At 63.0% G+C, this 21,090-nt stretch carries 18 protein-coding genes; 6 read left to right on the forward strand and 12 right to left on the reverse strand.

What is annotated here, in order from left to right; genetic code table 11:
• Positions 1-111: 111 nt before the first annotated feature.
• Entirely contained in the window at positions 112-894 is a 783-nt protein-coding gene (locus JQ597_RS14535) for an acetoacetate decarboxylase (protein ID WP_212264941.1), read from the reverse strand.
• 226 nt (positions 895-1,120) lie between these two features.
• Between JQ597_RS14535 and JQ597_RS14540 the strand changes: the two genes are divergently transcribed.
• Positions 1,121-2,284 (forward strand): patatin-like phospholipase family protein, encoded by a 1,164-nt coding sequence (locus JQ597_RS14540; RefSeq protein WP_212264942.1) that lies wholly within the window; start codon positions 1,121-1,123, stop codon positions 2,282-2,284.
• 132 nt (positions 2,285-2,416) lie between these two features.
• Here the strand turns inward: JQ597_RS14540 and JQ597_RS14545 are convergent, their stop codons facing one another.
• Together JQ597_RS14545 and JQ597_RS14550 are read right to left on the reverse strand one after the other, a co-directional pair.
• The gene (locus JQ597_RS14545) at positions 2,417-3,976 is read right to left on the reverse strand and encodes an acyl-CoA carboxylase subunit beta (RefSeq protein WP_212264943.1); all 1,560 of its coding nucleotides are present in this window, start codon (positions 3,974-3,976) and stop codon (positions 2,417-2,419) included.
• On the reverse strand, positions 3,906-4,883 hold the full coding sequence (locus JQ597_RS14550; protein WP_192739702.1) for an IclR family transcriptional regulator: 978 nt from the start codon (positions 4,881-4,883) through the stop codon (positions 3,906-3,908). Before JQ597_RS14550 ends, JQ597_RS14545 begins: the two co-directional genes overlap by 71 nt.
• Positions 4,884-5,013: 130 nt before the next feature.
• On the opposite strand from JQ597_RS14550, the gene JQ597_RS14555 reads away from it, so the two are divergent.
• The 4 genes from JQ597_RS14555 (at position 5,014) to glsA (ending at position 10,726) form a co-directional block, all read left to right on the forward strand.
• Positions 5,014-5,235, forward strand: a complete 222-nt coding sequence (locus tag JQ597_RS14555) for an acyl-CoA carboxylase biotin carboxyl carrier protein subunit (protein ID WP_192739703.1) — start codon at positions 5,014-5,016, stop codon at positions 5,233-5,235.
• A gap of 158 nt (positions 5,236-5,393) precedes the next feature.
• Complete coding sequence (locus JQ597_RS14560; RefSeq protein WP_212264944.1) at positions 5,394-6,557, forward strand: TAXI family TRAP transporter solute-binding subunit; 1,164 nt, start codon at positions 5,394-5,396, stop codon at positions 6,555-6,557.
• A 52-nt stretch (positions 6,558-6,609) separates the two neighbouring features.
• Positions 6,610-8,856 (forward strand): TRAP transporter permease, encoded by a 2,247-nt coding sequence (locus tag JQ597_RS14565; protein ID WP_212264945.1) that lies wholly within the window; start codon positions 6,610-6,612, stop codon positions 8,854-8,856.
• 22 nt (positions 8,857-8,878) lie between these two features.
• Positions 8,879-10,726, forward strand: coding sequence for a glutaminase A (gene glsA, locus JQ597_RS14570; RefSeq protein ID WP_212264946.1), 1,848 nt, complete (start codon positions 8,879-8,881; stop codon positions 10,724-10,726).
• Here glsA and JQ597_RS14575 read toward each other — a convergent pair.
• The gene (locus JQ597_RS14575) at positions 10,723-13,056 is read right to left on the reverse strand and encodes a Tex family protein (protein ID WP_212264947.1); all 2,334 of its coding nucleotides are present in this window, start codon (positions 13,054-13,056) and stop codon (positions 10,723-10,725) included. The genes glsA and JQ597_RS14575 overlap by 4 nt on opposite strands.
• A 234-nt stretch (positions 13,057-13,290) precedes the next feature.
• On the opposite strand from JQ597_RS14575, the gene JQ597_RS14580 reads away from it, so the two are divergent.
• Complete coding sequence (locus JQ597_RS14580) at positions 13,291-14,547, forward strand: Hsp70 family protein (protein WP_212264948.1); 1,257 nt, start codon at positions 13,291-13,293, stop codon at positions 14,545-14,547.
• Between the two features lie 2 nt (positions 14,548-14,549).
• Here the strand turns inward: JQ597_RS14580 and JQ597_RS14585 are convergent, their stop codons facing one another.
• From JQ597_RS14585 to JQ597_RS14620, 8 genes are all read right to left on the reverse strand, one after another.
• Positions 14,550-15,269: a class I SAM-dependent methyltransferase gene (locus JQ597_RS14585; protein ID WP_212264949.1), complete on the reverse strand. Its 720-nt coding sequence runs from the start codon at positions 15,267-15,269 to the stop codon at positions 14,550-14,552.
• Between the two features lie 60 nt (positions 15,270-15,329).
• On the reverse strand, positions 15,330-15,782 hold the full coding sequence (locus JQ597_RS14590; protein ID WP_212264950.1) for a YybH family protein: 453 nt from the start codon (positions 15,780-15,782) through the stop codon (positions 15,330-15,332).
• 12 nt (positions 15,783-15,794) lie between these two features.
• Positions 15,795-16,322 (reverse strand): carboxymuconolactone decarboxylase family protein, encoded by a 528-nt coding sequence (locus JQ597_RS14595; protein ID WP_212264951.1) that lies wholly within the window; start codon positions 16,320-16,322, stop codon positions 15,795-15,797.
• Positions 16,323-16,325: 3 nt separating this feature from the next.
• Positions 16,326-16,559, reverse strand: a complete 234-nt coding sequence (locus tag JQ597_RS14600; protein WP_212264952.1) for a hypothetical protein — start codon at positions 16,557-16,559, stop codon at positions 16,326-16,328.
• Between the two features lie 318 nt (positions 16,560-16,877).
• Positions 16,878-17,228, reverse strand: a complete 351-nt coding sequence (locus JQ597_RS14605) for a Zn-ribbon domain-containing OB-fold protein (protein ID WP_212264953.1) — start codon at positions 17,226-17,228, stop codon at positions 16,878-16,880.
• A complete protein-coding gene (locus JQ597_RS14610) occupies positions 17,225-18,361 on the reverse strand; it encodes a thiolase family protein (protein WP_212264954.1) in 1,137 nt (378 codons plus the stop codon). Before JQ597_RS14610 ends, JQ597_RS14605 begins: the two co-directional genes overlap by 4 nt.
• A 130-nt stretch (positions 18,362-18,491) precedes the next feature.
• Entirely contained in the window at positions 18,492-19,658 is a 1,167-nt protein-coding gene (locus JQ597_RS14615) for an acyl-CoA dehydrogenase family protein (protein ID WP_192739714.1), read from the reverse strand.
• An 11-nt stretch (positions 19,659-19,669) separates the two neighbouring features.
• The gene (locus tag JQ597_RS14620) at positions 19,670-20,872 is read right to left on the reverse strand and encodes a CaiB/BaiF CoA transferase family protein (protein WP_212264955.1); all 1,203 of its coding nucleotides are present in this window, start codon (positions 20,870-20,872) and stop codon (positions 19,670-19,672) included.
• Between the last annotated feature and the right edge of the window lie 218 nt (positions 20,873-21,090).

Consider the following 21,090-nt stretch of genomic DNA (forward strand, 5'->3'; position numbering starts at 1 on the left):
CCTGCGCAGCGGCCATAGGAGAACTCAGCCGCAGCGGCCCTCGTGCATGCCAGGCGATTCAATTGCACTATTGTTACAGTTTGATGTCACCGAAGAGATCGCTCTCGCCGCCTACTCCGCGGCGAGACCGGTTACCGCTGCCTGTTCGACTTCCTTGTTGTAGTCGTGAACCACGCGGCCGAACGGCAACGTCAGGTCGGCCAGGAAATGATGGGCGCCGACCACCCGGCGCACCGGAACATCCGCCACCGGCGCGTTGACGTGCGGCACCAGATGCAACCGCCCCGGCCCGATCCATGAGCCCTTGACGACGATGTCGGTGAGATTGATCGCGACGAGCTGACAGATCTCGAGGCGGCCATCGACGCCCGGGATCATCTTGAGATTGATCTGCGTCTTCGACAGCGTGGCGCGCGTGATTTCACCATTGCCGGCCATGCTTTCGTGCTTGTAGCCCATGGTGCCCATCGCCACGAGCTGGCCAGCATATTCCAGCGTGCCGGTGAAGGTGTCCTTGACGATCTCGAGTTTTGGGTGGGCGTATTTCTTCGGAAAGCCCCAGATTTCGCGCCCCGCTGCGATCGGCGGATCGTCGTCGAGATACATTTGCGAGACGAAATTGACTTCCTCGCCATGCAGCCGCGCCGGGATGACCAGCCCGGATTCGGTGTAGCTGCCGAAGCCGGAACTGTCCGGCATCTTGATCCATTCATAGTGCACGATCGGCTGATCGACCGGCTCCAGCGGCTCGGGCAATCCGGCGCGGATCAGTTCGGGATCGGTCTCATAGGTGATGACGAGGAATTCGCGGTTGACGAAACGATACGGACCGGCGGGATAGCTTGGCCCTGCGGCCGGCATCGACGGAAACTTGAGCAAGTCTTCCCTGCGCATTGCAATCCCCTGCTGAAAATCGTCCTGCCGATTGCTAGCGGCCGAAATTGACAGGGATGTGAGGGATTTCCTTCAGCGTCATGACCGCAAATTTCGGCCTCCGTTTTTCGAACACGTCAATGCTTCAGGCGCAGGCAAAACGCGAGGCGGCAAAAGCCGATCGACACATTTGTCATCATCGCGTCACCAGCGCGCGGAATTGTCGGGCAGTTTTGGAGTAATGAACATGGACGCGCGAACCCCACATCTCGAACAGACCATCCATGCGCGCGGCTGGCGGCCGGAGCGCTGCGACCGCGTTGCGCTGGTGCTGCAGGGCGGCGGCGCGCTCGGCGCCTATCAGGCCGGCGTCTATCAGGCCCTGCACGAGGCCCATATCGAGCCGGACTGGGTGTGCGGAGTGTCGATCGGCGCGATCAATTCGGCGATCATCGCCGGCAACCCGCCGGAGCGCCGGCTCGAACGCTTGCAGATTTTCTGGGACCGCATCACCAGCCGCAAGATCTGGCACTACACGCCGGACGGCGACATCTATCGCAAGGCGCGCAATTTCGCGAGCTCGCTCATGACGACGTCGCTGGGCCAGCCCGGCTTCTTCACCCCGCACATGACCAACCCGTGGCTCAGCGCCACCGGCGCCCGGACGGCGACGAGCTATTACGACACCGAGCCGCTGCGCCAGACGCTGCTCGAGCTCGTCGATTTCGACATGATCAACGACAAGCGGATCCGGTTTGCGGTGGGCGCGGTCAACGTGCTGTCAGGCAATTTCATTTATTTCGACAACGCCCATGACGAGATCATTCCCGAGCACATCATGGCGAGCGGCGCGCTGCCGCCGGCCCTGCCGATGGTGAAGGTCGGCACCGACCATTTCTGGGACGGCGGCATCGTCTCGAACACGCCGCTGCAGCATCTCTTGGACCAGGAGGACAGCCTCAATTCGCTGGTGTTCCAGGTCGACCTGTTCAGCGCCCGCGGAGCCTTGCCGCGCGACATCCAGGACGTGATGGCCCGGCACAAGGACATCATGTATTCCTCGCGCACGCGCCACAATACCGACGTCTACCGCAAGACGCACAATCTGAAAGCGCGCCTGCACAAGGCGCTGTCACGAATTCCCGACGATCAGCTGTCCGACGAAGAGCGTCAGATCAAGGCCAGCATCGGCAATCTGCCCGAGATCGCGATCCTGCAACTGATCTACCAGCAGAAGGCCTATGAAGGCGACGCCAAGGACCACGAATTCTCGGGCACCTCGATGCGCGAGCACTGGATGAGCGGCCACGAGGACACCAAACGCACCCTGAAGCGCCGCGACTGGATCCGGATGCCCGACGAAGGCATGGGTATTGTGATCCACGACGTGCATCGGGAGAACGAGGCGTAGCTCGACTATCGTCATTGCCGGGCTTGACCCGGCAATCCATCTTTCTTCGAATGAATCGCGATTGTCCGCTAGCGCGGGCGATGGATACGCGGGTCAAGCCCGCGTATGACGAGTTGAGTGCGCGGCAACCACCTACGGCCTGATGGCCATGTTCGTCGCCGGCCCCGTCGTGAGGACCCGTTCAGCCAGCCGCGCGAATTCGCACAATAGCGAGCGCGTCTTGCGGGGATCGATCACTTCCTCGACCCAGAATTTTTCGGCCGAGCGGAACGGCGAGCGCAGCTTGTTGAGACGGTCCTCGATCTCTTTCAGCTTTGCCGCCGGGTCTTCCGCGGCATCGATGTCGGCGCGATAGGCGGCCTCGATGCCGCCCTCGAGCGGCAGCGAGCCCCAATAGGCCGAGGGCCAGGCGTAACGCATCGAATAGCGGTTGGCCGGCTGGTGCACGACGCCGGCGACGCCGAAGGCGTTGCGCACGATGATGGTGCACCAGGGCACGGTGCTCTGGTTGACGGCGGCCATCGCGCGCACGCCGTGCCGGATGGTCGCCGACTTCTCGGCCTCGAGCCCGATCATGAAGCCCGGGCAATCCATCAGATAGACCACCGGCAGATGGAAGGTTTCGGCGAAGTCGACCCAGCGCACCACCTTCTGGCAGGCCTCCGCCGTCCACGACCCGCCATAGTGGAAGGGATCGCTGGCGAGCAGCAGCACCGCGCGGCCTTCGAGACGCGCGAGGCCCGTGATGATCGGGCGGCCGAAATTGGCGTTGACCTCGAAGAACGAGCCCTTGTCGACGACGGCGTCGATGATCGGGCGCATCTTGTAGACCTGACGGCGGTTGCGCGGTACCGCCTTCATCAGCGCTTCCTCGGCGCGCTCCGGATCGTCGGTGCAGGGCGTGGTCGGCGGCAGCTCGTAGACCGATGACGGCAGATAGGACAGGAAGCGCCGGGCGCGCTCGAACGCCTCTTCCTCGGTATCGACGGCATCGTCCACACCGCCGGCGCGGGTCTGGATGTCAGCGCCGCCGAGTTCCTGTTTGGTCAGGTCTTGGCCGAGACGCTTCACGACCGGCGGCCCCGCGACGAACATCGCCGAGTTCCTGGTCATGACCGAATAATGGCTCGCCGCCAGCCGCGCCGCGCCGAGGCCCGCGACCGAGCCGAGGCCGAGCGCCACCACCGGCACGCGCGCCATGTTCGCCGTCGTGAACCAGTACCAGCGCGTGCCGCCGACGCCGCCCGGCAGATTAGCGGCCCCTCGCGTCTCGATCGTCTTCACCGAGCCGCCGCCGCCCGAGCCTTCGATCACGCGGATGATCGGCAGGCGGAAATCATGCGCCATCTCCTCGGCCATCAGCGGCTTGGCGGAGATCGAGGCGTCGGCCGAGCCGCCGCGCACGGTGAAATCGTCGCCAACGACGACCACCGGACGGCCTTCGACCTTGGCCCGGCCGAACACGCAGTTCGCGGGCGTCAGGTGCTTGAGTTCGCTGTTCTCGTCATATTCGGCGATGCCGGAGATGGCGCCGATTTCGTGGAAGGACTTCTGGTCAACGATCTTGTCGATGCGCTCCCGAACGGTGAGCCGGCCCTGGTCATGCTGACGCTTGACCTTGTCAACGCCTCCCATCTCGCGCGCGAACGCTTCGCGCCGGGCGAGGTCGTCGAGTTCCGGCTTCCAGTTCATTCGTATCCTCCGCCTTGATGATTTTATTATTGTTATGCACTGACACCGGAAGCGCTTTTCTTTCCAGCCGGTTGGTGAAGATGTCGCCGTCGGCGCCTTCGAGCAGACCGCCGAGCGCAGCCCCCAGTTCGACCATCACCGGCGCCACGTCGCGGTGCACCCGCTTTTCATCGAACATCGCGGACAACAGACCGATCGTCGCGACGACGTAGGTTTGATATTGCGGCGACCACAGCGGCACGGCGCAACCGTTGATGTGCGGGCTCCAGGTGCCGCAGGCCACGACATAGCCGTGTTCGCGCAGATGACGGCGATTGTCCTCGATGCGCGACTTCAGCATCCGCGCGCTATCCGGCATCTCGCGTTCCATTTCCACGATGAGCGCATCGCCGACATCGTCGTCGAGCGCCGCGGTGTAGGCGTGGCCCGCCGCCGTGCTCGCCATCGCAATGCGGCTGCCGGTGGTCTCGTGCAGGCCGAGCGCATTCGCGGCGCGGGCGAACTCGAGATAGACCAGTTGAAAACGATCGGGGATCACGAAACCGACGGTGCCCGGCAATTGCTCGGCGACATCCTGCAACCGCAACCGGATCAGATTGCGCAGCTGCAATCCCTTCATCATCGAGGTGCTCATCGCCACCGCGCTCGGGCCGATGCGGTACTTCTGGTCGCGCGGCAGATAGACCAGCTGACCCATCCGCGTCAGCGTGTGCGTCAACCGCGACACCGTCGATCGCGGCAGACCGCAGCGATTGGAAATTTCGAGATTGCCGAGTCGGGCTTCGTGACCCTCGAAGCAGCGCAGGACATCGAACGCCCGCGACACCACTTGGATCACATCGCCCTCGCCCGCCAGATCGCTGGCAAGCATTCCCTGTTTGCTAAGCCGCTCTGAGCGTCTTCCCATATTTTGGCTCCGTTCCGCCCTGCGGAATAAAATTCCACTTGCAGATCAAGCTACCTCAGGCAATCTGCAGCCACAACAAAAAGCCGTTCGCGGGACGAAATTGTCACGTCACACGGTACCGGAGGGTGGCATGCCAGAGATCAAGATTGTGACCGAAGTCGCCGGACGCGTGTGCGCGCTGGCTGCAGAAGCTGGAGCGAGTGTCGGTGACGGCGACGAGATTGCATTCGTCGAAGCGATGAAAATGGAAATCCCGGTAACGTCGACAATTACCGGGAAAATCAAGGCAATTCTGGTCAAACTCGACGACGTGATCGCTGAAGGACAGGTGGTCGCGATCGTCGAAGCTTAGCTCTTTCGCGCTCATACTTTTGATGCGTGACGATCTGTCCGCCAGTGCAACTGGCATAATGGTGGACGTGAACGTGCTCGGACGTTGCCATAGCAATGCTGCGATGACATCATCCTAATCAGAAAAAGTTTCATCTAGCGAAACAATTTGGGGGAAACATGAACCGTCGACTGTCGAACTTTGCGCCTGCCGCACTCGCAGGCATCTCGCTCATGGCGTTTGCGCCGGCGCTGGCCCAGGACGTCAAGCTGCCGCCGACCATGACGTTCACCGCCTATGACACCGGTACCGCCGGATTCAACATTGCGGTCGCCGTCGGCAAGATGATGAAGGACAAATACGGCACCGACCTGCGGGTTCTCCCGGCAGGCAATGACGTGGCGCGCCTCGCGCCCTTGCGCGCCGGTCGCGCGATGTCTTCGGCGATGGGGTCCGGCACCTATTTCGCGCAGGAAGGCATGTTTGAATTCGGCGCCAAGGAATGGGGGCCGCAAGCCTTGCAACTGGTGCTCTCGTCGGTCGACTGCAACGCAGGTTCGCTCGGCGTCGCCCGCGATACCGGGGTCAAGGAGGTCAAGGATCTCCGCGGAAAGCGGGTCGGATTCGTCGTCGGCTCCCCGGCGCTGAACCAGAATGCGCTTGCGATCCTGGCGTTCGGCGATCTCAAGCAGAGCGACGTCAAGGCGGTGGAATTCTCCAGCTATGGCGCGATGTGGAAGGGCTTGATCAACAACGACGTCGACGCTGCCTTCGCGACCACCATCACCGCCCCTGCAAAGGAAGCCGAGACCTCGCCGCGCGGCATCGTCTGGCCCCCGCTCCCGCACAGCGACAAGGCTGGTTGGGAACGCGTCAAGAAAGTCGGTTCGTTCTTCTTCCCGCACGTCGCCACCTGCGGCGCCGGCATTACGAAGGAAAAGCCGATCGAACTCGGAAACTATCCGTATCCCATTTTCGTCGTCTATGGATCGCAGCCGGCTGATCAGGTCTATGCCGTGACCAAGGCGATGATCACGGGCTACGACCTTTACAAGGACGCTGCTGCCGGCGCCGCCGGTCTAGCGGCCGACCGCCAGACCAAAAACTGGGCGGTGCCCCTCCATCCCGGCGCGGTGAAGGCGATGAAGGAAGCCGGCCAATGGAGCGACGACCAGGAGGCGCACAACAATGCGCTGTTCAAGCGGCAGGCCGTTCTGGCCGCGGCGTGGGCCGACTACGGCAAAGCCAGCCCGCCGTCGGATGAGAAGGCATTCCTGGATGGCTGGATGAAGGCTCGCGCCGCAGCCCTTGCCAAAGCCGGCATGCCGAACGGATTCGAATAGACCATCGCAAACCCGCGCACGACCGATCGCCCGCAACTATTGGAACAGATGAATGACGCTTCCTCCATCCGATAGAGCGCAGCAGCCGCGCGCCGTGTCGTCGCCGACCGGCGGCGGCCCGGCCGAGCCGGCCAAGGTCGAGTTGGCCGATCCGCTGGTCGCGGTAGCCGACCTGCAGGAAGCCGAGGTCTCGCGCATCCGAACGCTGAAAGGCGGCTGGCGCTGGTTGCTGATCGTCCTGACCGCGGTGACGATCCTGCTCTGCGTGAACCAGCAATTCTCATTGCGGTTCTTCATCGACTACACGCAGCTCAACACCGAATATTTCTATCTGCTGATCGCGTTGATGCTGCCTTTTACGTTCCTGATATTTCCAGGTTCGGAGAAGGCAAGCATCGAGCGAATGCCCTGGTATGACATCGCGCTGTTCCTGCTGACATTCGGTGCGGCGATCTACCTGATGATGAACGTCCGCAAGGCGGCGTCGGCAGGCTGGGAATTCGGCGGCGCGCCGACGCCGGTGATCGCAGCCGGCCTGGTGATGTGGTTCGTGCTGATGGAGGCGTTGCGGCGCACCGGCGGCTGGAGCCTCCTGCTCAGCGTGCTTCCATTCACGCTGTATCCGATGTTCGCCGATTCCAAATGGCTTGGACCATTTCGCGGCACCCAATCGAACCTCGAACAGACCACCGCCTATCACACGCTGTCGGGCGAAAGCCTGCTCGGCATTCCGGTCCAGGCCTTCGCCGACACGGTGATCGGCTTCCTGGTGTTCGGCACCGCGTTGATGATGACCGGCGCCGGCAAGTTCTTCATCAATATCGCATTCGCGATGTGCGGAACGTTCCGCGGCGGCGCGGCAAAGGTCTGTGTCTTTGCCAGCGGCCTGCTCGGCACCGTCGGCGGCAGCATCGTCTCCAACGTGCTGACGGCCGGCACGATGACCATCCCGGCGATGAAGAAGACCGGCTTTACACCATCCTACTCCGCCGCGATCGAAGCCTGCGCCTCGACCGGCGCCGTTCTGGCGCCGCCGGTGCTCGGCGCCACCGCGTTCGTGATGGCGCAGTTCATGAACACCAGCTATGCCGACGTCGCGCTGGCGGCGACCATCCCCTCGATCCTGTATTATGTCGGCCTGTTCGCGCAGGTCGACGCCTACGCCGCGCGTCACAAGCTGAAGGGGCTGCCGCGGGAGGAGCTCCCGCGCTTCTGGGATGCCTTCAAGGAAGGCTGGTACTACCTCTTTGTCATCGCGATCCTCGTGGTCATGCTGCTGCACTTCAAGCGCGAAAGTCACGCGCCGTTTTACGCATCCGTGCTGCTGGTGATCCTGCATCAATGGTCGGGACCGGCGCCATGGAAGCGCGGCAATACGGCGGTGCTCGTCCTCTCGATCGTCGCGACCGGGCTGATGTTCTGGTTCGACGTGCTCAACGCGATCCTCTGGGGCATGTGCCTGCTCGCCGCGCTCAACGAATTCTTTCCGGGCAAGAACTGGGGCGGCGCGCGCTGGCTGCAGTTCCTCGAACTGAACGGCAAGACCTTCGTCGAGCTGATCGCCATTCTCGCTGGCTGCGGTCTCCTGATCGGTGCGTTCTCGCTCACCGGCGTGATTTCAAGCCTTGCCAACGATTTGCTGAACATCGCCGGCGGCGACGCGTTCCTCCTGCTCATCATGTGCGCGTTCACCAGCCTGATCCTCGGGCTCGGGCTGACCACGACGTCCTGCTACATCTTCCTCGCGATCCTGGTGGCCCCTGCGCTGGAAAAGCTCGGGCTCAACAAGATGGCCGTGCACATGTTCATCTTCTACTGGGGCATGCTGTCGGCGATCACGCCACCGGTCGCCATCGCCTCGTTTGCCGCGGCCGGCATCGCCGGTGCGCCCGCGATGAAGACGGGCTGGGAGAGCATGTGGGTGGGCAGCATCATCTATTTCATCCCGTTCTTCTTCGTGCTGAACCCCGCATTGCTGCTGCAGGGGAACAACCCCTATCTGGAAGCGATCGGGCTGACGGGGTTGGCCTGTTTCGGCATCATCTTCATATGCGGCGGCATCCAGGGCTATCAGGCCTATGTCGGCGACCTCCGCGGCGCCGGCGCACTGGAATGGCCGCTGCGCGTGCTGCTGGTGATCGGCGGCTTCGTGATCGCGACACCCGGCGGCGGCATCATGCCGATCTCGCAATTGCAGATCACCTGCCTTGGCCTCGCCATCCTGATCCCGACCGTGCTGGTCGCCTTCCTGTTGTGCCGGCGCCAAAGTCTGTTGCCGAACCAGTTGCGCGCCCCGTGATTGCGCGGCAAAACGGTAGGCGATGAAAGTATCGCCCACCGGCGCCCCGGCCTGGACCAGTTCGAAACCGCCTTTGCTGCGGTTTCTCGACGGCTGTCATGCCGAATACCTGCCCGAGACCAGCGGGGCGGTCGCCGACTACATCCCTGAGCTCGGCAAGGCCGACCCTGCCCATTTTGGCATCAGCCTCGCGACCCTCGACGGCCATGTCTACGAGGTCGGCGACACGCAGGTGCCCTTCACCATTCAGTCGATGTCAAAGCCCTTCGTGTTCGCGCTGGCGCTGGATACGCTGGGCGCCGCACGCGTGGAGAGCGTGATCGGCGTCGAGCCTTCTGGCGATCCCTTCAACTCGATCCGCCTCAACGCCGAGAACCACCCGTTCAATCCGATGGTGAACGCCGGCGCGATCGCCTGCTCCGGGCTGATCCATGAGGCCAAGGGCGACGGCGCGTTCGAGTACATCCGCCAGGCCTTGGGACGTTTTGCCGGACGTGAGCTTGACGTCGACGACGCCGTGTATTCGTCCGAGAGCCTGACCGGCGACCGCAACCGGGCGATCGGCTATCTCCTGCGTACCAACGCCGTCATCACGGACAATGTCAGCTCGGTGCTGGAGGTCTATTTCCGCCAATGCGCGATCCTGGTCAACGCGCGCGACATCGCCGTGATGGCGGCGACACTGGCCAATCGCGGCATCAATCCGGTCACCGGCGAACAGGTGATGAGCGCTTACGCGATTTCGCGGACGCTGTCGGTCATGACCAGTTCCGGCATGTATGACTACGCCGGCGAATGGATCTACCGCGTCGGCATCCCCGCCAAGAGCGGCGTCGGCGGTGGCATCCTCGCCGCCTTGCCGGCGCGGATCGGGCTCGGCAGCTATTCGCCCAAACTCGACAAGCACGGCAACAGCGTACGCGGCATCAAGGTCTGCGAGGCGCTGTCGGCGCATTACGACCTGCACATGCTCAACCGCAGCGACAATGCGCGCAACGCCATTATTGCCGATTACGATATCGGCGAAAATCCGTCACGGCGCAGCCGCCGCCCGCACGAGCAAACCATCCTCGCCGCGCACTATCAGGACGTCCGCGTCATCGAGCTGATGGGCACGCTGTCGCTGTCGAATGTCGACTATATTGCGCGCCGGCTCGTGGCCAAGCCACTCCCGCAATTCGTCATCTTTGATTTTCGCCGGGTCACGTCGATGACCCCGGCGGGCGCCCGGCTGCTCGCCGAGGAGTTTCGCGAGCTGGCGGCCTATCAGGTCACGGTGATCGTGTCCGGCATCAAGCGGGCCGACGCCGAATGGCAGCCGATTGCGGAGCGGACCGGCAGCCTGCCGAACATGCGGTACTATTTCCTGCTCGATGCCGCAATCGAATGGGCGGAAGACCAGGTGGTGTTTCGCCACGGCGGCTCGATCGATTTTTTCGAGACGACGGAACTGTCCGAACAGCCGCTGCTGGCGGGATTGACCGACGAAGAACTGACCGATCTGAACTCGCTCTGCAGCATCACGACCTACCAGCCCGGCGAAAAGATCATCGCGTCAGGCGATCCCGCCACCTCGCTGTTTTTCCTGCGCAGCGGCGTGGTTCACGTCACCCTGCCCGACGGCATCCGGCTGGCGACGCTGACCGCGGGAATGCCGTTCGGCGAGATGGCCCTGCTGGAGCCACGCCGCTCCGCCGACGTGCTGGCCGATATGTCGGCCACCGCCTTTGAGGTCCCGCTCCGCGATTTCGAACGTTTTCGTGAGCAGCATCCCCGCGCCGGCGAGCGGATCATGCGCAACCTCGCGCAACTGCTCGCCGACCGCCTGATCCTCGCCAACGCCAAGGTGAATTTGCTGACGTCGAATTAGATCTTTCCGCGCCCGCTTTTCTCCGCAGCACGCTTCAAGGCCTCAGCGAGCGCGCCCCCGCCAGATTCCTGGGCCTTGCGCGGCGCCTGTGACGTCATCGATGCCTTCGAGTATTCCCGCATCTTGCTGTCCGACAGCTTTGGGCCCTTGTCGCCGACCTCGTCGTCGAGACGCAATGTCAGTGCGATGCGCTTGCGGGCGACCTCGACCTCCAGCACTTTCACCTTGACGATGTCGCCAGGCTTCACCACCTCGCGCGGATCCTTGATGAAGGTTTTCGACATCGCCGAGATGTGCACCAATCCATCCTGGTGCACGCCGATATCGACGAAGGCACCGAACGCCGCGACGTTGGTCACGGTGCCCTCGAGGATCATGCCGCGCTTGAGATCCTTGATCTCCTCGACGCCCTCCTTGAACACCGCCGCCTTGAACGCCGGGCGCGGATCGCGGCCGGGCTTTTCCAGCTCGCGCAGGATGTCGGTCACCGTGGGTAGACCGAAGGTGTCGTCGACGAAACTCTGCGGCTTCAACTGGCGCACGATCTCGGCATTGCCGATCAGCGCCTTGATGTCGCTCTTGGTCGCGGTCAAAATCTTGCGCACCACCGGATAGGCTTCCGGATGCACGCCGGAGGCATCGAGCGGATCCTCACCGCCCTGGATGCGCAGGAAGCCGGCGCACTGTTCGAATGCCTTCGGGCCGAGCCGCGGCACTTCCTTCAGCCCCTTGCGCGACTTGAACGGGCCGTTGGCGTCGCGGTGCTGCACAATGCTTTGCGCCAGACCCGCGCCGATGCCCGACACCCGCGCCAGCAGCGGTGCGGACGCCGTGTTGGCATCGACGCCGACGGCGTTGACGCAATCCTCGACCACGGCATCGAGCGAACGTGCCAGCTTCGATTCGCCAAGATCATGCTGGTATTGCCCGACGCCGATCGCCTTGGGGTCGATCTTCACCAGTTCAGCCAAGGGATCCTGCAGGCGCCGCGCGATCGAGACTGCGCCGCGCAGGGTGACGTCGAGCTCGGGCAATTCCTCGGACGCAAAGGCCGAGGCCGAATAAACGGAAGCGCCCGCCTCCGACACGACGATCTTCGACATGTTCAGGTCCGGCAGCAGCTTGACCAGCTCGGTCGCCAGCTTGTCGGTCTCGCGCGACGCGGTGCCGTTGCCAATCGCAATCAGATCGACGCGGTGCGCGACCGCGAGCTTGCCAAGGGTTGCCATCGCCGCGTCCCACTGCCGCTGCGGCTCGTGCGGATAGACCGCCGTGGTCGCCACCACCTTGCCGGTGGCATCGACGATGGCGACCTTGACGCCGGAACGGAAGCCGGGATCGAGCCCCATGGTGACGCGCGCGCCTGCGGGCGCCGCCAGCAACAAATCGCGCAAATTCGAGGCGAACACCCGCACGCCTTCGGTTTCGGCATTGGTCCACAGCCGCATGCGCAGGTCGATGTTGAGATGCACCTGGATCTTGGTGCGCCACGCCCAGCGTGCGGTCTCGAGCAGCCAGCGGTCGCCGGGGCGACCCTGGTCCGAAATCAGGAAGCGCTGCATGATCTTCAATTCATAGGCGCTCGGCACGTTGGCAACCGGGACTTGCGCGTCGGGCAGGATCTGCAGCTCGAGGATTTCCTCCTTCTCGCCGCGGAACAGCGCGAGGATGCGGTGCGACGGCAGCTTGTGCAGCGCTCCGTTATACTCAAAATAGTCCTTGAACTTCTCGCCTTCGAGCTTCTTGCCCTTGCGCACGGTCGAGGTCATTACCCCATTCGACCACATTTCCTCGCGCAGCTTGCCGATCAGGTCGGCGTCCTCCGCGAACCGCTCCACCAGAATGGCGCGCGCACCTTCGAGCGCGGCGGCGACATCGGCCACCTGCTTTTCGGCATCGACGAAACCGGCGGCCACCACCTGCGGATCGTTTTGCGGCTGTGTCAGCAGCAGTTCGGACAGCGGCTCAAGCCCGGCTTCCCTGGCAATCTCCGCCTTGGTGCGGCGCTTCGGCTTGAACGGCAGATAGATGTCTTCCAGCCGTCCCTTACTGTCGGCGGCCATGATCGCGGCTTCCAGCGCGGCATCGAGCTTGCCCTGCTCGCGGACCGAATTAAGGATCGCAACGCGGCGCTCTTCCAGCTCCCGCAGATAGGTCAGGCGTTCTTCCAGGGTGCGCAATTGGGCGTCATCGAGCCCGCCGGTGATTTCCTTGCGATAGCGCGCCACGAACGGGACCGTGGCGCCGCCGTCGAGCAACGTGACCGTCGCCTCGATCTGCTGCTCGCGAACGCCAAGCTCTTCTGCGATCTGTCGATTGATGTTTGCCACGCAACCTCTTTCCAGACTGGCCGCGGCGGAATGATGGCCGCGGGACGCCGCTTATGGACTACCACGGATCGATTCATCAACCCGCCAGGGCCGCGAAAACGCAAAGAAATTGATCTGTGGATCAGCGTGGCCGGATTGCCGGAATCGTTGGGTCAAGTCCCTATTAACGGGCCAATATATGTGTGGATCGACGGCCCGGTAATGTGTAGACGGACGCTTCCCCTGGGAGCGTCCATGTCCATTTGCGGTCTAGATTTCGGAACGTCGAATACGACGCTCGGCACCATCGAAGGCGAAGCGCCGGTCCTGGCGGAGCTGGAAGCCGGCTACACCACGATTCCCAGCGCGATCTTCTATGAGGTGGACGGCGCGGTCCTGATCGGGCGCAAGGCCATCGCCGCCTATGTCGACGGCGCCCCCGGCCGCCTGATGCGCAGTCTCAAATCGGTGCTCGGAACCTCGCTGATCGACGAAACCACCCGCCTCGGGCGCCAGCGGACCGGCTTTCGCGACGTGATCGCCTATTACCTCGGCGCGGTGAAGCGGCGCGCGGAACAAGCTACCGGCCTAGAACTGCGCGATGTCGTGCACGGCCGCCCCGTGCATTTCGTCGACAATGCGCCGGACGCCGACCGCAAGGCGGAAGAGACGCTGCGCCAGATCGCGCGAGAAGTCGGCTTCGACGACGTCACCTTCCAATTCGAGCCGATTGCCGCGGCGCTGGATTATGAGCGCCAGATCGAACGCGAAGAAGTTGCCCTGATCGCAGATATCGGCGGCGGCACGTCGGATTTTTCGATCGTGCGGCTCGGGCCCGAACGCCACGCCAAGGCCAACCGCTCAAGCGACATTCTCGCCAATGACGGCGTGCGGATCGGCGGCACCGATTTCGACCGCCAGCTCAGCCTCGGCGTCGTGATGCCGCTGTTCGGCTTCGGCAGCGCCATGAGCCGCGCCGGGCTCGACGTGCCCTCAAGCTATTTCCACGACCTCGCGACCTGGTCGAGCATCAACCGCATGTATGAGCCGCGCGTGCTCGCGGACATCCGCCAGGTCCGGCGCGAGGCCAGCGAGCCTGAATTGCTCGACCGGCTGGCGCGCGTGGTCGAGGAACAGCGCGGCCACACGCTGTTGATGGAGGTCGAGGAAGCCAAGATCGCCCTGTCGGACAAGCGCCGCGCCGACATTCCGCTGGAATGGGTGATGCCCGGCCTCAACGCTGGCATCAGCCGCCCCGATCTGGTCAGCCATACCGGTCAACTGGCCGAGCGTATCGCCGCCCGCATCAAGAATTGCCTCACGCAGGCCGGGCTTGGGCCTGAGGACATCGACGCTGTCTTCCTGACCGGTGGTTCGGTGCAGCTCGCCCATGTCCGCAATGCGATCAGGAAGGCGGTGCCGGCGGCCCGTCTCGTCGAAGGCGACACGTTTGGCGCGGTCGGCAAAGGACTGACGCTGGAGGCGCTGCGGCGATATGGGCCGCGGGCCTAGGCTCATCCCACGGTCGGCCGCCGCCATTCCATCACGACGAACCAGGGCACCCGTCGAAAACGCTCCTGATGCGCGGCGTCGCCGGATACGGGCCCGGGCTCCGCGAAAAACGTCAGTTGCAGGCCGCTTTCGAGCAAGGCCGTCATGTAGGCGCCAAGCGGCCGGTGCCAGTTTTGGATGCGTATTCCCGCCCATTCGAACCAGAATGGAAACTCTTCGAGGTAACGATCGACGGGAAAGTGAAGATGGTGTCCTTCCGCATCTTTCACCCACCCCCGATCGGCGCTGGCTGATGTGAAGCCCGTGAGGTTTGCGATCAGCAGCGAGCCGCCGGGTTTCAGAACCCTGGCCATCTCGTTGATCGCCGTTCTGAAATCGACGATATCGATCAGCGTGAGGTAGCTGACCACCAGATCGAAGCTTGCCGCCTCGAATTCCAATCGCTCGGCATTGCCGGACCGGTAGTCGCCGGATGGATCGCGCTGCCTTGCTACCTCAAGCAATTGAAGGGTCGGATCGATCCCGGTCGCTGCGATGCCGGCGGCCTTCAGCATCCTGCAGAAGCGGCCCTCGCCGCAGCCGACATCCAGCGCACGCTCGAACCGGCCTGCCGCCACGCGACTGAGTATGACCGGATCGAGCACGTGCTCGCGGCCCCAATCGCCGCGCTCGCCCATGGATTCGATCCAGGCTTGCGCTGAAAGCTCCCATCCGTTGCTCATGAGGGCACCCGCATCCGAACACAGTCGTTATTGAATGGAAGCCGACGGCAAACCATCGCCTCAGCGGCCAACTTCGCCAAGTTTGGTGGATGGCTCGTGCTGCGATTCCAGCCGGTTGCCGTGGCGGTGAACGAGGCGCCATTCGCCGGCCTCGCAGCAAAAGATATGCGTAACCCGATTGGACCAGCCGGTGATGCCTTCGACGTCGGCGACGCGTTGGTTTTCGAAGGTCTCGATATCGGTCACGTAGAACATCGCAGGGGTGACGACCTTGGAGATATTCTCGTGACGGACGGTTCCGCCCTTGAACCTCGCGCCGGCCCAGTCCCACCGCCGAGACACCGCTTCCCATCCCTTCTCGTAGCCGCCCCAGCCGTAGAAGCTGGTCGCTTCCGAGGTGTGCGAATAAAGCGCCTTGATCGCGGACACATCACCATTGGCAACTCTGGCCATCGCCTGATGTAGCCGGGCGATGGCCACGCTTACCGAGGCGTCGAGTTCCTCTTCAGCCATACTCTCGCCCACCTATGGAATCACTTCGGTCACCGGCTGCAGGTCGATGGCAAACGTCTCCAGAAACTTCGACGTCATGATGTAGAAGCCAACCGAAAGCTGCAGCTCGATCAGCGCGGCCGGCGTCAGTTTCGACGCAATGGCGTTGAAGGTCGCATCGGTCGGCTTGTGCAGCTTGACGATTTCATCGGTGAAGGCGAGCGCGGCGCGCTGCACCTCGTTGAAGCATGTGGCCGACTGCCAGTTTTCCAACGCCTCGTTCTGCTCGTCGCTGACGCCGACGTTCTTGCCGATACGCTTGTGCGCGACGATCTCGTAAGGCGCCTCGCACAGGATGCCGGTGCGGGTGATGGCAAGTTCGCGCACGACCGGATCGAGCTCGCCCTTGTGCCTGATCGCACCGCCCAGCCGGCAATATTGCTCGAAATAGCTCGGCGAATGCGCCATCATTCTGAAGATATTGGCATTGCGGTTCTTGCCGAGGATTTCGCGGGTACGATCGTTGTGTTTAGCGGGATCGCTGTATTCGATACGGGCCATTTCTCACCTTGTTTTCTTTGATTTTGCAGGCGGATCATGCCTTGCGGTTCCCTGCGGATCAACCAGACTATGCTCGGAAATCGCCACCACGCGCGCAAAATCCGGCTGCGCCTGAGCCAAAATGCCGCCGCATTGCTGTTCAAACTTGGTACGGTCGATGTTCGCTGAGTGGGGACTCAATCGAAGCGAACGATCGTCGCGGGGTGTTCCGAGTAAAAATAAACGGCCGTCCAGCACGCTTGTCGTGCAGCGATGAGCTATGCCCAAGTCTAGGGAGAAAGCATGAAGGAAGCCACCAAAAGGGCGGCCTCGGAGGCGCTTGCGCAAATGCTGGCGGTGACGGCAATGCTCGTCATCGCCAGCGTCATCTTCTACGCGCGGTGAAACCGCGGTTTGTGAGTGAAAGCGTTACGAAGCAATCCAGAAAACATCCGTTCCGCGTCACTCTGGATTGCTTCGGAGCTTTGCATTTTGTTTTGACGCGTTTTCTTGACGCGAACCGGTGTCCCCCCCGGATCAAGTCCGAGGGCATGCTTCGCTCGAAAACGCTATGCTTCATTTTGCCTTTGCGAAATAAGGAATCAGCCGCCCGGCAAATGGCTGATAGGTCGCGCTGACCTGATCGCCAATGGCCAGATTGTGGTCGCCATGGGCCATCATGCGAAACCCTTCCGGCGTATCGACCAGCAAAATATTGTAGGGAACGTGCGCGCGGGTCTCCGGCGTTGCGGCGCGGCAGACCAGCGAGGTCGCGTAGACCGTCCCTGCTCCACTTGCGGATTTCTCCGCCGGATCCGGCGCGCCACAGGCCGCGCAAAAGCTGCGACGGAAATATTGCACCTTCCCGCAAGCCGCGCAGGATTGGTAGACGATGCCCTCGCCGCCCTTGGTCCAATCCGCGTTCATCGCACCCGCTCCAGGAACATGCTGACATGCGACGACAGCACGCCGCCGTCGCCGTGCAATAGCGCGATCGAGGCATCTCGAACCTGGCGATTTTCAGCGCGCCCCGTCATCTGCAGATGGGTTTCGACCAGATGCGCCATCGCGCCGCCGACGCCGCAATGGCCGTAACTCAGCAGACCGCCATGGGTGTTGAGCGGCATCTCACCGTCGCGGCCGAAGTACCCTGCCCGCACCTTTGCCGCCGCCTCGCCGCGTTTGGCAAGGCCGAGGTCCTCCAGCAGCATCGCCAGCGTGATGGTGAAACTGTCGTAGACGGCAGCATAGCGCACGTCGGAGATCGTTAGGCCGGATGCGGCTTTGGCTTTCGCGATCGAAATCTCGGCGCCGAGCTCGCTCAAGGCCGGTGCCGCCGTGACATGCTGATGGGTATGTGCCTGTGCGGCACCACGCACGCGGATACCAGTCGCGCCGGTCGCCTCGCGACTGATCACAAATGCCGCTCCACCATCGGACACCGGGCAGCAGTCGAGCAGCTTAAGCGGCATCGCCACCGGCTTTGACGCCATCACGTCGGCGACCGTAATCGCCTCATGGAACTGGGCGCCGGGATGTGTCAGCGCGTGCGCTCGCATCAGCACAGCGAATTCGGCGAGGTCTTGCTGGGTGACGCCATATTCGTGCATGTAGCGCGACGCGACGAGGCCGTAATAGGCCGGGATCGTCGGCCCCAGCGTCACCTCATAGTCGGGGTGGCCGACCTGCGCCAGCGCCTGAATCGAGGCGTCACGGCTCTGCCCGGTGAGACGATTTTCGCCGCCGACCACCAGCACATGTTTTACGATTCCCGCATCGACCAGGTGATGCGCCAGCATGGTCATCGCGAGCCCGGTCGCACCGCCGACCTGTACGGCGTGGGCGTAGGACGGCCGGATGCCGAAATGCTCGGCGAACACCGTTGCCAGCATGATGTGCGGCGAAACCGTGCTGTAGCCGCAGAGGATGCCGTCAATTTCCGAGCGCTTCAGCCCGGCATCGGCAATCGCCATCTCGGCTGCCTTGCTCATGAGATCGAGCGAGGACGAGCCTTCGTGCTTGCCGTATGACGTCAGTCCGACACCGGTGATGAAGCTCATGGTCGTCCCCCATTGTCATTCCGGGGCGCGCGAAGCGCGAGCCCGGAATCCATTTCGCCGCCGTCGCAAGTGGCCCAATGGATTCCGGGCCTGCGCCTTACGACGACGTGGGGTAATCGTATGGCCATCCTCAATACGACTTCGGCAACCCCAGCACCTTCTCGGCGATAAAGCTGAGAATAAGCTGCGGGCTGATCGGGGCGATGCGCGGGATCAGGGATTCCCGCAAGTAACGCTCGACGTGATATTCCTTGGCGTAACCAAAGCCGCCATGGGTCATGACGGCCTGCTCGCAGGCATGGAAGCCGGCTTCGGCCGCCAGATATTTCGCGGCATTGGCCGCCGGGCCACACGGCATGCCCTGATCATATTGCCAGCCGGCGGAAAGCACCATCAGCCATGCGGCTTCCAGCTCCATCCAGTTCTTGGCGAGCGGGTGCTGGATGCCCTGGTTCATGCCGATCGGACGATTGAACACGATGCGGTTTTTGGCATAGGCCGACGCGCGCGACAGCGCGACCTGGCCGAGGCCGACGGCTTCGGCTGCGATCAGGATGCGCTCGGGATTCATGCCGTGCAGGATATATTCGAAGCCGCGGCCTTCCTCGCCGAGGCGATCCTCGACCGGGATTTCAAAATTCTCGAAGAACAATTCGTTGGAATCGACAGGCTTGCGGCCCATCTTCTCGATCTCGTGCACGGCGACGCGCTGCTTGTCGAAATCCGTATAGAACAGGCTGAGGCCCTGCGTCGGCGTCTTCACCTCTTCGAGCGGCGTGGTGCGCGCCAGCAGCAGGATCTTGTTGGCAACCTGGGCGGTCGAGATCCAGACCTTCTGGCCGTTGACGATGTATTTGTCGCCCTTGCGCACAGCGCGGGTTTTCAGCTGCGTGGTGTTGAGCCCGGTATTGGGCTCGGTCACCGCAAAGCAGGATTTGTCGCGCCCGTCGATGATCGGCGGCAGCATGCGCGTGCATTGTTCCTTGGTGCCGAACACGACCACGGGATTGAGCCCGAACACGTTCATGTGCACCGCCGACGCGCCCGACATGCCGGCGCCGGACTCCGAAATCGTACGCATCATGATCGCGGCATCGGTGATGCCGAGCCCCGAGCCGCCATACTCCTCGGGAATGCAGATGCCGAGCCAGCCGGCGTCGGCGAGCGCGCGGTGGAAGTCGGCGGGATAGCCGCCTTCCTTGTCCTTCTTCAGCCAATAGGCGTCGTCAAAGCGCGAACAGATTTTCCCGATCGCGTCGCGGATCGATTCCTGGTTGGCCGACAGCGCGAAATCCATGGTCTCGGTCCTTAGGTGTTTGATACGGTCTTGGTGACGCCGTCGCGAACCAGGGCGGCAATCTCGTCGACCGAGAAGCCCGCTTCCTGCAAGATCTCGGCGCTGTGCTCGCTCAGGCGCGGCGCCAGCCGCGTCATCTCCACCGGCGTTTCCGACCACCGCGCCGACGACCGCATGTTGCGAATCCGTCCCTCGGTCGGATGATCGATCACGGGAGCGAAATCAGTCGCTGTTATGTGCGGGTCCTGCAGCAGGCTTTCGAGGTCATGCATCGGCATGACAGGCACGTCGGCCTTCTCGAGGATGGCGGTCCACTCGGCCGTGCTCTTGGTCTCAAGGATGCGCGCCAGTTCGGCATAGACGGTGTCGATATTGGTGGCGCGGCCGGCAAAGGTTGCGAACTTCGGATTGCTGCGCAAATCGTCGCGGCCGGTGGCATGGAAGAAATTCTCCCACTGCTTGTCGTTGTAGACGATCACGCAGATGTAGCCGTCGGAGGTCTTGTAGGGCCGCCGGTCCGGCGACAGATGCCGGGCGTACCCGCCCTTGTCGAGCGGCGGCTCATAGGTGAGCCCGCCCATGTGGTCGCCCATCACAAAGCTCGCCATCGTCTCGAACATGGGGATATCGACGCGCTGGCCGCGGCCGGTGCGGTCGCGATCCACAAGACTGGCGCAGATCGCGCCGACCGCGGTGAGCCCGACGATGCGGTCGACCAGGGCATTGGGAACATAACGCGGCACGCCGTCGCCGGTCTGTGCCATCAACGCCGGCAGCGCGGTGGCGCCCTGGATCAGATCGTCATAGGCGGGTTTGGCTGCATAAGGCCCGTCCTGACCGAAGCCGAACACGCCGGCATAGATCAAACGCGGGTTGATTTTCGAGACCACGTCGTAGCCGAGCTGCAGCCGCGCCATCGCCTGCGGGCGCACATTGTAGACCAGCACGTCGGCCTTCGCGATCAGCCGCAGCACGGCGTCGCGCCCGGCCGGTTTCTTCAGGTCAAGGCAAATGCTGCGCTTGTTGCGGTTGGTGTTGAGGAACACCGGCCCCATGCCTGGATGCCGCGTTGGCCCGATCTGCCGCGTGACGTCGCCATCATGCGATTCCACCTTGATGATGTCGGCACCGTAATCGCCGAGCGTCTGGGTGGCAAAGGGCCCCATCAGCACGGACGTCATGTCGACGACCTTGATGCCTTTTAGCGGTCCCATGCCCAATTCGCTCCCGGATGTGGTTATTCCCCATCTAGTAACGGCAGGGTGAAACGAAGAGCAAGGGCGTCAGGGGTATGGGCGTATGCGTGGCGAAGCTCAATACTCCGCGTCGTCCCGGCGCAGGCCGGGATCTACCGTGTTAGCTGTCAAGAGGCGTTAGCGCCTTTCCAAGGCTGTCCGGACCTGATTACGGCATTGGCGAAGACGACAAGGCG

Origin of the sequence: Bradyrhizobium sp. AUGA SZCCT0177, assembly GCF_018130125.1 — a bacterium.
Lineage (GTDB): Bacteria > Pseudomonadota > Alphaproteobacteria > Rhizobiales > Xanthobacteraceae > Bradyrhizobium.